Origin of the sequence: Labrys okinawensis (assembly GCF_047345005.1) — a bacterium.
In the GTDB taxonomy this organism is placed as follows: Bacteria; Pseudomonadota; Alphaproteobacteria; order Rhizobiales; family Labraceae; genus Labrys; species Labrys okinawensis.
Genome location: NZ_CP178864.1, coordinates 6,524,841 through 6,539,097, shown reverse-complemented (window position 1 = coordinate 6,539,097; position 14,257 = coordinate 6,524,841). Strand labels below are relative to the sequence as shown.

At 65.1% G+C, this 14,257-nt stretch carries 11 protein-coding genes; 3 read left to right on the top strand and 8 right to left on the bottom strand.

Annotated elements, in window-relative coordinates; translation table 11 throughout:
- On the bottom strand, window positions 1-849 hold the full coding sequence (locus ACMDCR_RS30340) for a methyltransferase domain-containing protein (RefSeq protein ID WP_413990178.1): 849 nt from the start codon (window positions 847-849) through the stop codon (window positions 1-3).
- A gap of 185 nt (window positions 850-1,034) precedes the next feature.
- Here ACMDCR_RS30340 and ACMDCR_RS30335 point away from each other — a divergent pair, with 185 nt between their 5' ends.
- Window positions 1,035-1,835, top strand: coding sequence for a TrmH family RNA methyltransferase (locus tag ACMDCR_RS30335; protein WP_413990177.1), 801 nt, complete (start codon window positions 1,035-1,037; stop codon window positions 1,833-1,835).
- 132 nt (window positions 1,836-1,967) lie between these two features.
- On the opposite strand, the gene gfa is transcribed toward ACMDCR_RS30335, so the two are convergent.
- Together gfa and ACMDCR_RS30325 are read right to left on the bottom strand one after the other, a co-directional pair.
- Window positions 1,968-2,534 (bottom strand): S-(hydroxymethyl)glutathione synthase, encoded by a 567-nt coding sequence (gfa, locus tag ACMDCR_RS30330; RefSeq protein ID WP_413990176.1) that lies wholly within the window; start codon window positions 2,532-2,534, stop codon window positions 1,968-1,970.
- Window positions 2,535-2,690: 156 nt separating this feature from the next.
- A complete protein-coding gene (locus ACMDCR_RS30325; RefSeq protein ID WP_413990175.1) occupies window positions 2,691-7,511 on the bottom strand; it encodes an NAD-glutamate dehydrogenase in 4,821 nt (1,606 codons plus the stop codon).
- A gap of 305 nt (window positions 7,512-7,816) precedes the next feature.
- Here ACMDCR_RS30325 and ubiG point away from each other — a divergent pair, with 305 nt between their 5' ends.
- Together ubiG and ACMDCR_RS30315 are read left to right on the top strand one after the other, a co-directional pair.
- Window positions 7,817-8,569 carry a bifunctional 2-polyprenyl-6-hydroxyphenol methylase/3-demethylubiquinol 3-O-methyltransferase UbiG gene (ubiG, locus tag ACMDCR_RS30320; RefSeq protein ID WP_413990174.1) on the top strand — a complete coding sequence of 251 codons (753 nt, stop codon included), beginning with the start codon at window positions 7,817-7,819 and terminating at the stop codon, window positions 8,567-8,569.
- Window positions 8,570-8,750: 181 nt separating this feature from the next.
- Entirely contained in the window at window positions 8,751-10,274 is a 1,524-nt protein-coding gene (locus ACMDCR_RS30315; RefSeq protein ID WP_413990173.1) for a S10 family peptidase, read from the top strand.
- 54 nt (window positions 10,275-10,328) lie between these two features.
- Here the strand turns inward: ACMDCR_RS30315 and ACMDCR_RS30310 are convergent, their stop codons facing one another.
- The 5 genes from ACMDCR_RS30310 to grxC form a co-directional block, all read right to left on the bottom strand.
- Window positions 10,329-11,357: a LacI family DNA-binding transcriptional regulator gene (locus ACMDCR_RS30310; protein ID WP_413990172.1), complete on the bottom strand. Its 1,029-nt coding sequence runs from the start codon at window positions 11,355-11,357 to the stop codon at window positions 10,329-10,331.
- Between the two features lie 296 nt (window positions 11,358-11,653).
- A complete protein-coding gene (locus ACMDCR_RS30305) occupies window positions 11,654-12,307 on the bottom strand; it encodes a TerC family protein (protein WP_413990171.1) in 654 nt (217 codons plus the stop codon).
- A 294-nt stretch (window positions 12,308-12,601) separates the two neighbouring features.
- On the bottom strand, window positions 12,602-13,048 hold the full coding sequence (locus ACMDCR_RS30300; RefSeq protein ID WP_413990170.1) for a DUF1178 family protein: 447 nt from the start codon (window positions 13,046-13,048) through the stop codon (window positions 12,602-12,604).
- Entirely contained in the window at window positions 13,045-13,887 is an 843-nt protein-coding gene (locus ACMDCR_RS30295) for a carbon-nitrogen hydrolase family protein (protein WP_413990169.1), read from the bottom strand. Before ACMDCR_RS30295 ends, ACMDCR_RS30300 begins: the two co-directional genes overlap by 4 nt.
- A 13-nt stretch (window positions 13,888-13,900) precedes the next feature.
- On the bottom strand, window positions 13,901-14,158 hold the full coding sequence (gene grxC / locus ACMDCR_RS30290; protein ID WP_413990168.1) for a glutaredoxin 3: 258 nt from the start codon (window positions 14,156-14,158) through the stop codon (window positions 13,901-13,903).
- Between the last annotated feature and the right edge of the window lie 99 nt (window positions 14,159-14,257).

Here is a 14,257-nt window from a genome sequence, read left to right as displayed (position 1 = left end):
TCAGTCTTCCTCCCGATGCTCCTTCACCCCCAGCGCATCCGCCAGCCTCGTCTTTGCCGAGCCCGGTTGCAGCGGCTTCTGCTGGCTCTCATGCGGTACCCAGCCTGAGATCCAGATCAGCTCGAAGGTCGCGCGGATTCGGCCGTCCGGATCGGAGAAGCGTTCCTGGTAGATCTCGGCCATGCGCAGCAGGGTGGAGCGGCGCGTGAAGCTCTTGCGGCGCTGCGTCATGACATTGGTGGCGCCCATGGCGCGCAGGTCCGCCATCAGGGCGAAGGCGTTGTCGTAGCGCACGGTCAGGGTTTCACCGTCGACCACCGGCAGGGCGAAGCCCGCGCGCTGCAGAAGGCCACCCATGTCGCGCACGTCGGCGAAAGGGGCAACGCGGGGGGAGACGCCTCCTTCGACCTCGAGCTCGGCCTGCGAGAAGGCCTCGCGCAATTCGCTCAAGCTCGAGCCACCCACCAGCACCGCCATCAGCAAGCCGTCGGGCTTCAGCGCGCGGCGAATCTGGCTCAGCATGCCCGGCAGGTCGTTGACGAATTGCAGCGACAGGGCGGAGAGGGCAAGGTCGATACTATCCGGGGCGAGTGGCAGCACTTCATCGGCGATATCGGCGCGCTGCCAGCTGGCGGAGAGAGCGGGCAACAGGGTCTCGCCGAGCAGGGGCGACAGGGGCCCGATCTCCGCCGCCGCCTCGAAGCGGCGCAGCACGGCGGCGAGGCGGTCTGCCATGTCCTCGGCGGCGTGGCGCAGCAGGAAATCGGCCGGACGGGCGGCGGCGCGGCGGCGATGCTGCGCCAGAGCGGCGGGATCGAAGAGCAGAGGCGTTGTCATAGAGCGGTCCATCTTCCGATCGAATCAGCAAGAATCGCAAAATGCTTCTGAAGCCAACGAGTTGAATTCTCCATTCGCTTCTGCCTGAGCGCATTTTGCTTTGGACGCTATGTAGGGCATTCGCGCTTGCATTTCACCCGCGAGGTGGCGGAGATGGCGACTTTCGCTCGCTCCGTCCGAACGTGTGATTGAGGCCCATGCCACCATTTCTGCGCCCTGTCGAAGACCCCGCCGATCCGCGCATCGAGGCCTATCTCGAAATCCGCGAGCGCGATCTCAAGGGCCGGGGCGGCCGCTTCGTCGTCGAGGGCGAGGTGGTGCTTCAGACGGCGCTGAAGCTCGGGCGCTTTGCCATCGAGTCCATCCTGATCGGCGAAAACCGGGTCGAGCCACTGGCCGATCTGCTCGCCAGCGTGCCGACTTCCATCCCGGTCTATGTCGCCACGCGCGCGGTGCTCGATCGCATCGCCGGCTTTCCGATGCATCGCGGCATCCTGGCGATCGGCCTGCGGGGAGAACCAGCCTCGCCGGAATCCCTGCTGGCCAGCATGCCTGAGAATGCCCTCGTGGTCGGGCTCTCTGGCATCGCCAACCACGACAATATCGGCGGCATCTTTCGCAACAGCGCTGCCTTCGGTGTCGGTGGCGTGCTGATCGATGCCGCCTCCTGCGACCCGCTCTATCGAAAGGCCATTCGGGTCTCGGCCGGGGCGGCGCTGGTCACGCCCTTCGCGCAAGGCGGCGAGATCGCCAAGCTGTGCGACGCTTTGCTGGCGCATGGCTTCGAGGTGCTGGCGACCAGCCCCGCAGGCCGCGAGACCCTGCGCGACATCGCTCCTCGGGGGCGGCAGGCCGTCCTGTTCGGCGCCGAGGGGCCGGGCCTGCCGGAAGCGATATTGAGCCAGCTACGCAGCGTGCGCCTCGATATGAGAGGCGGCTTCGATTCCCTCAACGTCGCGACGACGAGCGGCATCGTGCTGCATCATCTGGCGCGGTAACTGGGAGCGCGGACGTCTCGTCCGCTCTTGAAACGGATCGGCACGATGAAAAGGCGCAGGCCGTGCTGACGGCTGCGCCTCGTTCTGCCTTCATCGTGGTTCAAGAGCGGACTGGAAGTCCGCGCTCCCAGGCTACTTCAGCACCCCATTCTTCTTCGCCACCCATGTCGCCATATAGTCCATTAGCCCGGGCGACAGGCAATCATAGGGCTCGAGACCCAGTTCCTTCAATCTTCCGCGCACGCCCGCCATATCGGAGGGGTCGGTGCCCGACTCGATGATGGAGGAAACGAAGGCGGCAAAACCCGGCTCGGCCCAACCTTCTTCCTCGAAGCGTTCGGGATGCACGAAGCTGAGACCCTGGAATGCGTGCTCGCGCTCCACCGGCCCATGCATGTGCACGCCGCATTCGGTGCAGGCATGGCGCTGGATCAGGGCTGATGGATCGACCACCTTGAGCTTGTCGCCATTCTCCAGCACGGTGACATTGCCGGTGGGCGCCACCGCGACCACCGAGAAAGTTGCGCCGGTGGGCTTCCAGCATTTGGTGCAGCCGCAGGCGTGGTTGTGGGCGATCTGCCCCTTGATCGCCACCTTCACCGGCCGGGTCTGGCAGGCGCATACCAGCGTGCCGCCGGCAAAGCTGTCGCTGCCTTTCTTGACGCCGCCATCGACGGCCGGATGAATCGAAACTGTCATGACTTCCTCCCCATGCGGCTGCTTTTCAGCGCAGCCTGACGAGAGGGAGTATGGCGCTAAAGTCGGATGAATGCAGCTACAAAACGGCGCGACGCGGGCCTCCCCCACGAAGCTGGGGGAGGCTTTCGCGCCGCATCTGGTCCAAAAGCCTGAGCCTCACTCCCTCACCAGATCGCCCAACAGGTTCGCCGCCACCGCGAGCTTGGCGAGCGACAGGCCGCTCGCCGCGATCTCCTCCACCGAGCGGCGGATGCGGGTGGCTTCCGGATGGGCTTCGAGCCAGGCCTGCGTCGCCGCCTGGCCAGAGAGGCCGGTGGCCAGCATGTCCGCCACCAGGCGGCGTTCGGCCGCCGCGATCTGGTCGATCGCCCGGTCGATGGCGAGGCGCTCGAAATAGTCGTTGGCAGGCACCCCACGTGCGGCAGCGATGATGCGGTCGAGGCGGAAGTCGGCCTCGGTCGCGAAGAAGGTCGCGGCCGTCTCGCCGATGGCGCGGCCGGTGCGGCCGGCGACGAGCACGATGTCGGGCGCCGAGCCCAGCGCGTCGAGGTTGGCGAGCTTGCCGGCGAGTTCCTCGGGTACGCCGCCATCCACGAGTTCCTGCCGGCGCTTGCCGCGGGCGGCCTGCATGTCCTCAGGCAGGGAGGCGTCGAGTCCGGCGGCAATTTCACCGATGCCGGTGCCGAAACGCGAGATCACCGCCTCCAGCCCCGGGCTGAAATCGACATTGCGCACATACCAGACCACGCGCGAGAGCAGCAGGTCCTGCAGTGAGGCATAGAGGCCGAGCTGGAGCTGCCCGTCGATCTTGTTGTCGAGGGCATCGATGCCGTCATAGAGGCGGCCGAGCCCATAGGATTCGTCCACCGCCGCGAAGGCCTGCGCGATGGCGGGCACATCGGCGTCGGTCTCGTCGCTGAGCCGCACCACGCTGGACGGGCCGCCGCGATTGATGATGCCGTTGGCGAGGTTGGTGGCGATGATCTCCCGGCGCAGGCGATGGTGCTCGACGGCGTCGGGGAACTTCTGCCGCAATTCCTGCGGGAAATAGGTGGTCAGCTCGCGGGCGAGATAGGGATCATCCGGCACGCTGGTGCTCAGGAGGTCGTCATAGAGCGTGAGCTTGGCATAGGCGAGCAGCACGGCGAGCTCAGGCCGCGTCAGTGCCTGGCCGCGCCGGGTTCGCTCGACGAGCGTGCTGTCGTCCGGCAAGAACTCGACCGCACGATCGAGCAGGCCACGCTGTTCCAGCGTCTGCATCAGGCGGGTGAGGAAGCCCGTCTCCCCCAGGCCCTTGCGCTCGGCGAGCGAGAGGGAGAGCGTCTGCAGATAGTTGTTGCGCAGCACGAGTTGGCCGACCTCGTCGGTCATCGCGGCGAGCAGGGCGTTGCGATCGGCTTCGCTGAGGCGCCCGTCGCGCTCGGGCCGGGCGAGGGCGATCTTGATGTTGACCTCGACGTCGGAGGTGTTGACGCCGGCCGAGTTGTCGATGGCGTCGGTGTTGAGCTTGATGCCCTTCTGCGCCGCTTCGATGCGTCCTCGCTGGGTGGCGCCGAGATTGGCGCCCTCGCCGATCACCCGTGCCCGCAGATCCGAGCCGGTGATGCGGATGGGATCGTTGGCGCGGTCGCCGACCAGGTCGTCGGTCTCGCTGGCGGCGCGGATATAGGTGCCTATGCCGCCAAACCAGAGCAGGTCGACGCGGGCTTTCAGGATCGCCGTCATCACCTCGAAGGGCGTCGCCTCCGGTTTGTTGAGGTCGAGCAGCGCCCGCACTTCGGGCGCCAGCGGGATCGATTTCAGCGAGCGCGAGAACACGCCGCCGCCCTTTGAGATCAGCGATTTGTCATAGTCCTGCCAGCTCGATCGCGGCAGGTTGAATATGCGCAGGCGCTCCGCGTGGCTGCCGGCCGGGTCCGGATCGGGATCGAGGAAGATGTCGCGATGGTCGAAGGCGGCCACCAGCCTGGTGGCGGGCGAGAGCAGCATGCCGTTGCCGAAGACGTCGCCGGACATGTCGCCGACGCCGGCGGCGCTGAAGGGCACGGTCTGGATGTCGGTGCCCAACTCGCGGAAATGGCGCTTGACGGCCTCCCAGGCCCCCCGCGCGGTGATGCCCATCTTCTTGTGGTCATAGCCCACGCTGCCGCCGGAGGCGAAGGCGTCGCCGAGCCAGTGATTTTTCTCGATCGAGATCGCATTGGCGGTGTCGGAGAAAGTCGCCGTGCCCTTGTCGGCCGCGACCACGAGATAGGGATCATCGCCATCATGCCGGATGGTGTTGTCAGGCGGCACGATCCTGTCGCCGTCGATGTTGTCGGTCAACTCGAGCAGTGAGCGGATGAAGATGCGATAGGCTTCCGTGCCCTCGGCCATCCAGGCGTCGCGGTTGGAGGGCGGGGGCAGGCGCTTGGGCACGAAGCCGCCCTTGGCGCCCACCGGCACGATCACGGCGTTCTTGACCTGCTGCGCCTTGACGAGGCCGAGGATCTCCGTCCTGAAATCCTGCGGCCGGTCCGACCAGCGCAGGCCGCCGCGCGCCACCTTGCCGAAGCGCAGATGGATGCCCTCGACGCGGGGCGAATAGACGAAAATCTCATAGAGGGGCTTGGGCGCCGGCAACCCGTCGACCTTGCGGCATTCGAACTTGAAGGTGATCACCGCGCGGGGGTGGCCATCCGGGCCAACCTGCCAGAGGTTGGTGCGCACGATCGCCTGCACGAGATTGGTGAAGCGACGCAGGATGCGGTCCTCGTCGAGGGAAGAGACCTGCTTCAGTTCCTCTTCGATATTGGCGATGATCGTCGTCTCGCGCGCCGCCCGCTCGGCGTCGGTGGCGACGAGGCGCGGATCGAAGCGCGTCTGGAACAGGGCCACCATGCTGGCGGTGATCTCGGTGTTCTTGCGCAGCGTCTCCCACATGTAATCCTGGGAGAAGGGTGCGCGGATCTGGCGCAGATAGCGCGACAGGGCCCGGATGGTGGAAATCTCGCGCCAGCCCAGACTGGTGCGCAGGATCAGGGCGTTGTAGCCGTCGGACTCGGCCCGGTCGCTGACCACGGCCATGATCGAGGCTTCGAGGCGGTGGTTGAAATCACTCGTGATGTTGATCGGCTGGCCATCGGCGGTCTCGATGGTCATGTCGTGCAGCCATACGGGCGTGGGAGCCGGATTGGCCGCGGGTGTGACGCGATAGGTTCGTTCATTGACGACGCGCAGGCCGTGGTTCTCGATGACCGGCACGCGGTAGGAGAGCGACAGGGGCGCCCCGTGCGAGAACACTTTCAGGCTGAAACGGCTGGGGTTGTCGTCACCCTCGCGCTTGTAGACCGAAAGCGAGACCGGGCGATCCGGCGAGAGCTTCTCGATGACGCCGATGTCGGCAATGGCCTGTGCCGTCGAGAACACTTCCGGATAGCCGCCACGGAAGGCCTTGGCGTAGCGGTTTCCGAGCAGGCGGGCGCGCATGCCGTCCGTGGTGCCGGCAAGCGCCGCTCTCAGCTTGTCACCCCAATTGGTGGCGAGGGAGGTGATCTCGGCCTCGAGCGCGGCCCGGTCGATCACCGGCGTCTCGCCGTCATAGCGGCCGATGATGTAGTGCACACGGGCGAGCGGGCCTTCGGGGAAGGCGGCATAGGAGGCCGACAGGCGGCCCTTGTAGACCTGCGCGAGATGGGCGCCGATGGCGAGACGCACGTCCGTGTCGTATTTCTCGCGCGGGATGAAGACGAGGATGGAGACGAAGCGGTCGAATTTGTCGGGCCTCACGAGCGCGCGGAGACGCGGGCGCTCGTAAAGCAGCAGAATCTCCATGACGAAATTGTAGAGCGTCTCGGCGTCGATCTGCACCAGCTCATCGCGCGGATATTCCTCCAGGATGTGGAGGATGGCCTTGCCGGAATGACTTTCGGGGTCGAGGCCGGCGCGCTGCAGCACCTGCGCCACCTTGTGGCGGACATAGGGGATCTGCCGCACCGAGCGCGTATAGGCAGCCGAGGTGAAAAGGCCGACGAGGCGCAGTTCGCCCTCGATCTTGCCCTCCGGCGAATAGAGCTTGACGCCGATATAGTCCATGCGCACCCGCCGGTGCACGCGGCTGTTCACATTGGCCTTGGTGACGATGAGGATGGTCGGCTCGCGCATGAATTCGCGAATTTCCGGCGTCATCACCACCATTTCGGTGCCGCGGCGCAGGATCTTGACGTTGGGGTCGCGCAGGATGCCGAGGCCCGGGCCCTCGCTCACCTCGTCTGAGGCGTCCGCCTCGGCCGAGAAGTGGTATTCGCGCAGGCCCAGGAAGGTGAAATTGTCGGCGCACAGCCATTGCAGGAGCTGGTTGGCCTCGGCGATCTCATCCACCGGCAGCGGCGGGGGATTCGAGCGGAAGGCCTCTATCGCCTGCTCGACCCGGTCGCGCATCGCCCGCCAGTCCTGCACGCAGGCGCGCACGTCGTTGAGCGAGAGTGTGAGCCCGTCGACCAGCTTCTGGCGGTCGGCATCGGAATCGATGCGCGGGATATGGATATGGATGAGGCTCTCGCGCTCGCCCTTGGCGCCTTCGGGCAGGGTGTTGCCGTAGAAGCGCACCAGCTTGCCGTCGCCGTCGCGCTCCACTGCGACGATCGGGTGGGCAACCAGCAGCGCCTCGGTGCCCTGTTCGGTGAGTTCTGCCATGGTGGAGTCGAACAGGAAGGGCATGTTGTCGTTGAGGATCTCGACGACGGAGATCTCGCGGCCATCGGGCATCATCGGGTTGACGACGCGAATATCGGCCCGGTCGGGCGTGCGGCGCTGGACATGCTCCCAGGCCTGCTCGGCCAGGAAGGCGAGGGAGGCGGCATCGTGGGACGAGAGATCCTCGAGCGTCGTGCGGCCGAACAGGGCCTCGGCGAACATCGGCGGCGTCCGGCCCGCCCGCAGGCTGCCTGCTGCCCGACGAATCAGGGCGGCCCGGGCTTCATCATCACGCCACGCCATCGTATTCTCCCTATCTTGCTGCGCCGTCTGACCGCGGCGCTGGTACCGGCTTCAGCCGGTTTGGGCGACCATAGCTCAAATTGGGGCCGCTCAAAGTCCAGCAGCGACGGAAATTGCCATTTTGCGATGACAATATCGAGAAAGTTGGGTTCGTAGTGTTAATGCGAGATACCCCTGAGGCAGGACAGGTTAATTGGTCTGATGATACGTTCGCTCTTTACCCAGTCTCCCAGCTGTGAGATTCACTTTTCCGGCAGCGCTACCTGTGGGAATTCGCGGATATCCGCCACGATTGAGGTTCTCAGATGAACGCCACCCTCTCCAATTCTTCGGTCGATCCGCAGGAGATCCAGCGCTTCGACGCCATGGCGGCCGACTGGTGGAACCCCCGCGGCAGCATGAAGGCACTCCATCGGCTCAATCCGTTGCGGCTACGCTATATCCGGGACCAGATTGCTGGTCATTTCGGCCGCTCGGCCACCGCGCTGGACGGGTTCAGGGATCTGCGGCTCGCCGATATCGGCTGCGGTGCAGGCCTGCTCAGCGAACCGCTGGCCAAGCTTGGCGGCTCGGTCACTGGTATCGACATGGCCGGTGCCAATATCGAGATGGCCAAAGCCCATGCCGCGCGCTCCAACCTCACCATCGACTACCGCAACAGCGCGGCCGAGGACCTGCTGGCGGCGGGCGAGCGCTTTGACGTCGTGCTGGCGATGGAGATCGTCGAGCACGTTACCGATCCCGCCGCCTTCCTCAAAACCTGCGCCGGCCTGGTGAAGCCCGGCGGCCTCCTCTTCGTCTCCACCATCAATCGCACGATGAAGGCCTATGCGCTCGCCATCGTAGCGGCGGAAAACGTGCTGCGCTGGGTGCCGCGCGGCACGCATGATTGGAACAAATTCGTCACGCCTTCCGAGATTGGAGTGGCAGTCGAGCCTGAGGGGCTGGCGGAACTCGACCGGGCGGGCGTGATCTATAATCCCCTGCTCGACGAATGGCTGCTCGCCCGCGATACGGACGTCAACTACATGATGGTATTCAGCCGTGGCGCCGGATGAGGGCGTCTCTGGGACCTCCCCTCCGACGGGCAGAGCTGGTGTTTCCCTGCCATGATCTGCACCGAAACTATAGCGTCTTGCGATTTGCCGGACTCGGTAAGAATCGCAAAGATGCGTCGAAACGAAGAGCCGGAGCAAAGCAGCGTTTACGCTTAAACGCGCCTTGCTCCAGGGAGTGCCCATGTCGTTGTCTCGCTGGCTTGCGCTCGTTGGAATGGCCTTTATCGCCATCGTTGTTCCGGGAATGCCGGGCCGGGCGCAGGATGGCTCGCCCGCCGCCCCTGCAGCCAAGGCCGAACGGGGAGACGACCGGGACGCCGATCGGCCGCCCAGCCTCCCGGTGGACTCGGTTACGCATCACACTATCTCCTTGGCGGGCGGCCGCGTCCTGAGCTTCAAGGCGACGGCCGGCAGTCTAAGGCTTCGGGACGAGAAGGGGCATGAACTCGCGCAGGTCGGCTATATCGCCTGTGAGCTCGACGGCGCAGAGGTCAAATCGCGGCCCGTGACCTTTGTCTTCAATGGCGGGCCCGGCGCAGGCTCTGCGTGGCTGAATATCGGGGCCATCGGGCCCTGGCGCCTGCCGATGGAAGCCGGAAAGATCTATCCTTCGGCGCCTCCGCTGCTGGTCGACAATAGCGAGACCTGGCTCGACTTCACCGATCTCGTCTTCATCGATCCGCCGGGCACCGGCTATAGCCGTATCACCGCGACCGGTGACGAGGTTCGCAAGAGCCTTTGGTCCGTCGATGGCGACATCCAGGCGCTGACGGTGGTGGTGCGCCGCTGGCTCGCACAGAACCAGCGGCTCGAGTCGCCCAAATTCATCGCCGGCGAGAGCTATGGCGGGTTTCGCGGGCCACGCCTGGCCGAGGAACTCGCCCTGAAGGAGGGTATCGGCATCAACGGCCTGGTGCTGATTTCGCCGGCGCTCGACTTTTCTGCCGACGACGGTGCATTTTATTGGCTGGACCGCCTGCCGGCCTACACCGCCGCCCACCGTGAGCAGTCCGGGCCCGTCACCCGCGGGCAGCTCGCGGATGTCGAGCGATATGCGATCGGCGATTATCTGCAGGATTACCTGCGCGGCCCGCGCGACACGGAAGCGGTAGCCCGCATGGTGCAGCGCGTGACCGAGCTGACGGGTCTGGATCCGGCATTGGTCAAGCGTCTCGGCGGGCGCATCGACAAGACGACTTTCCAGCGCGAAATCCTCCGGCCCGAGGGCAAGGTCGTCGGCTTCTACGACGCCACCGTCAGCGCCTATGATCCGGAGCCGGCTTCGAACTACAACAATTGGCACGACCCCGCCCTGGAGGGCCTGGAGGCGCCTATGACCAGCTCGATCATGGATCTCTACAATCGCGAGCTGGGCTGGAAGACTGCCGAGCGCTACGAGATCCTCAACGGCCGGGTCGGTGGCTCATGGGACTGGGGCGACCACCTTTCACCGCCCTCGTCCATGGATGCGCTGCGAGGCATGCTCGCGCTCGACCCGCATTTCCGCGTGCTGGTGACCGGCGGCCTCACGGATATCCAGATCCCCTATTTCCAGAACAAGCGCCTGCTCGACCAGGTGCCCGACTACGGCCCGCCGGGACGGTTGCAGTTCAAGGTCTATGGCGGCGGTCACATGTTCTATTCGCGCGACGACAGCCGCAAAGCATTGCACGAGGACGCGCGGATAGTGGTGGAGGGGCCATAGGGGGAGTATTCGCGCGCGGTTCTCTCAGCGCGCAAATCGGCGCCTTCACCCGCTCTACGGCAGATTGTCCCTCAGATAGATGTCGATCCTGATCCTTTCCTGCCCGGGATCGATGGGCTGGCCGTCCGTCAGCGCCCGCAGGACGCGCATGGCGCTGCGGGCTTCGTGGCCGGGATCCTGGTTAAGGATGGCGTCGAAGGTGCCCTCGATCAGGGCCTCGCGCGAATGGTCGGTCAGCTCATGGGCGATGACGCAGATCTTCTGCCCGAGGCCGCGCTTGCGCAGGGCTCCGATGACGCCGCGATTGCCGGCGCCGAGGCTGTAGAGGCCGATGATGTCGCTGTGGGCATCGAGCAGGGCGCCGAGAACCTCCTCGGCGATGGCTGCATTGTCGCGGCCTTCGATCACCGGCAGGGCGGCCAATTCAGGATATTCGGTGCGCAACACGCGCTCGAAGCCGAAATGGCGCTCGGCATGGTCGCGCAGCAACATCGAGCCGGCAAGGATGGCGATGCGGCCCTTGCGGCCATTCAGGAAGCGGCCCATCAGCGAGGCGGCGGTGCGGCCCGCGGCGCTGTTGTCGATGCCGACGAAATGGGCGCGGCGCGAGGCCGGCACGTCGGAGACCAGTGTCACCACTGGCACGCCGCGAACGGAGAGCCGGTCGATGGCCTGGCGGACCAGGGCGTTGTCGGTAGCGACCACGGCCACGCCGGTGAGCGGCGTGCCCTCCAGCCCGTTGAGGGCGAGGGCGAGCGTGTCGTCGTCGAAAGGTGGCACCTCGATCACGCGGATGCTGACGCGCTCTGCTGCGTTGAGATCGGCGAGGCGCGCCACCTCGGCGGCGAGGTTGCGCATGAAGGTGTTGACGCCGGTGGGGATGAGGAAGACGAGCTGGTATTCGCGCTGCTTGGCCAGCATGGCGGCAGCCAGGTCACGCCGGTAGTTCAGCCGCGCCATGGCCTGTTCGACCTTCTCGATCGTCGCCGGCCGCACGCCGCCGCGCCGGTTGAGCACGCGGTCGATCGTGGCCAGGCTTACGCCTGCGGCATTTGCCAGATCATGCACCGTCGCCCGTGCCATCGAGATGTCCATACCGATTTTTCAGGAACGTACCTCAGAACAGGCACGGGCGCAAACGTTTCGATAAATCGATTTCATTGGCCCAATTTTCGAAATATCCATTCAAGAACAGATGGTTAGTGTAGGAAAGCGGCGCCGCGGATCCTTTGCTTGAAGGCAACGCAGGCGCTACGTCAATGGATGATTGGCGCACCTCATCCATTACGCGCTGCACCCAAAAAGACAGGCTGCAAAATCGGCCTTGGAGTGCTTCCTGGGGCAGGAAATCCGCGCCAACGGCTTTTGGAACGTGCCAATCAGAACATAAGCGGCCATACCTCCGCGGCGCCGCGCCAGATCATGTCGCAGGCCACGTAGAGGATGGCGATAAGGCCGATATAGGCAATCCAGCGATGGCGCTGCAGCAGCCTGGCGATGAGGCTGGCGGCGATGCCCATCAGGGCAATGGAAACGGCGAGGCCGAAGATCAGCACCCACAGATGGTCGCGCGCAGCGCCGGCGACGGCGAGCACATTGTCGAGCGACATCGAGACGTCGGCCACCACGATCTGCCAGGCGGCCTGTGCGAAGGTCTTGCGCGGCAAACCGTTGCCGTTGCCGTTCTCGCCACCCGCCAGGGCGTGGTGGGCGGCATTCTCCTCATGATGGCCGGTGCGCAGTTCGCGATACATCTTCCAGCACACCCACAGCAGCAGGATGCCGCCGGCGAGCAGCAGGCCGACGATGGCGAGGAGCTGGGTGGTAACGGCGGCGAAGATGATGCGCAGGACCGTGGCGGCGGCGATGCCGATCAGGATGGCACGGGTGCGCTGTTCTCTGGGCAGACCCGCCGCAGCGAGGCCGATGACGAGAGCATTGTCGCCCGCCAGCACGAGGTCGATCATGATGACCTGGCCGAGGGCGACCATGGAAGCCACGGAAACGAGGTCGGTTAACACGAAGTCGGACATGGAGAAGGGCTCTCTCGTATGGATGCGGGAGAGCGGTTCCAGATTTTTGCCAAGGTTTATAACCTTGGCCGCGTTGGGGAAGGGACGCGCCGGGGCCGCTCTGTCTGCTCCAGTCCGACATCACAGTTCCTGCTGGGTCGTCAGTCAGGCTTCCGAATCGAAACCATTGCTGACGGCCTGCCGTAGAACTGCCAGAGGGGCCCGGCCTGGTAGGTGTCCTCTACCGCAAGTTGCGGTGGAAGAAAAGTTCCGATCGTGCATGGCTGTTGGAACAGTTGCTCAACGCTCGTGAGCCTAGTTCCGCTCGTCCGGCAGCATCGGCAGCGGCATTATCTCGATGCCGTCCTCGATCAGGCTGCGCACATCCTCGCCCGAAGCCTCGCCATGGATGGCGCGGTGCTCGATCTCGCCGTCGTGCATGGCGCGCGCCTCGTTGGCGAAGCGTTCGCCGACATAGTCGGATTTCTCGGTCAGCATCGCCCGCAATTCGCGCACCTTGGCGCGCAGCGCCTGCTCCTCGGGCGACATCAGCGCCACCGGCTGTGGGGCCGCCACAGGAGGAGCCGGCACGCGGTCCTTGCGGGCGACCTGCGGGGCCATGATGGCCTTGTCGACCTTCACCGAAGCACAATGGGGGCAGCTCAACAGGCCGCGTCCAGCCTGGTCGTCATAGGATGAACTGTCGCGGAACCAGCTTTCGAAGGCATGTCCCTGGTCGCAGACAAGGGAGAAACGGATCACTCTGCAGCCCTCAGCGCCGGCTCCGTCTTCACGGTAAAGGAACGGGCGTTCTTCAAGTTTGGGATCTTGCCGCGCGTCGCCGCCACGGCATGAACGTCGATCTCGCCATAGATCAGGCCGAGCGTGTCGCCGGCATCGGCGGTGACGCGGCCCCAGGGATCGACGATGACGGAATGGCCATAGGTGTCGCGGCCGTCGTCGTGATGGCCGACCTGCGCGGCCGAAATCATCCAGGCGCCATTCTCGATGGCGCGGGCGCGCTGCAACACATGCCAATGTGCTTCGCCCGTCTGCTTGGTGAAGCAGGCCGGGGCGGTGATCACATCGGCGCCCGCATCGCCATAGGCGCGGAAGAGCTGCGGGAAACGCACGTCGTAGCAGATGGCAAGGCCGAGGCGTCCGAAGGGCAGGTCCACCGTCACCGCATCGTTGCCGCCGACATAGGCGTTGGATTCGCGCCAGCTCTCACCACCGGCAAGATCGACGTCGAACAGATGGATCTTGTCGTAGGAGGCGACGACTTCACCCTTTGGGTCGATCACGAAGGCGCGGTTGGCCGCCTTGTCGCCGACGCGCACCGCCATCGAGCCGACATGGAGATGGATGGCGTTTTCGCGTGCGATGGCGCGGAAGGCGTCGAGCTCGGGATTGCTGCGGTCATCGCCGATGGCGGCCATCATGGCGGCGCGGTCGCGGTTGACCACGGTGGTCATCTCCGGGGTCTGCAGATAGTCCGCCCCGGCGGCCTTGGCCTCGCGCGCGGCGGCGGCCACGGTGGCGACATTGGCGGAAGGCACCACGCCGGAGCGCATCTGCAGGACGGCGGCTTTGAATCGCATCGTGGGATTTCCTTCAGGCTGCGAGAAGCTTGTCGAGACCGCCGGTGGCCTCGAGGTCGTGCAGATCGTCGCTGCCGCCGACATGGGTCTCGCCGATGAAGATCTGCGGCACCGTATACTGGCCGTGGGCTCGCACGCTCATAGCTTTCTGCAGCTCCGGCCGGCCATCGACATCGATCTCTTCGAACGGAACGCCCTTACGGGTGAGAAGGGTCTTTGCTGCCCTGCAATAGGGGCACCAGGACTTGGAATAAACCACGACGGGCGGCATGCCAGTATTTCCGATCAGTAAAAGAACTCCCTGAGAAATAGGGAGGTTCCGGCAAAATTCAATCAGGCATTATAGGCGGTTGGGGGGCTCTCACAAGGG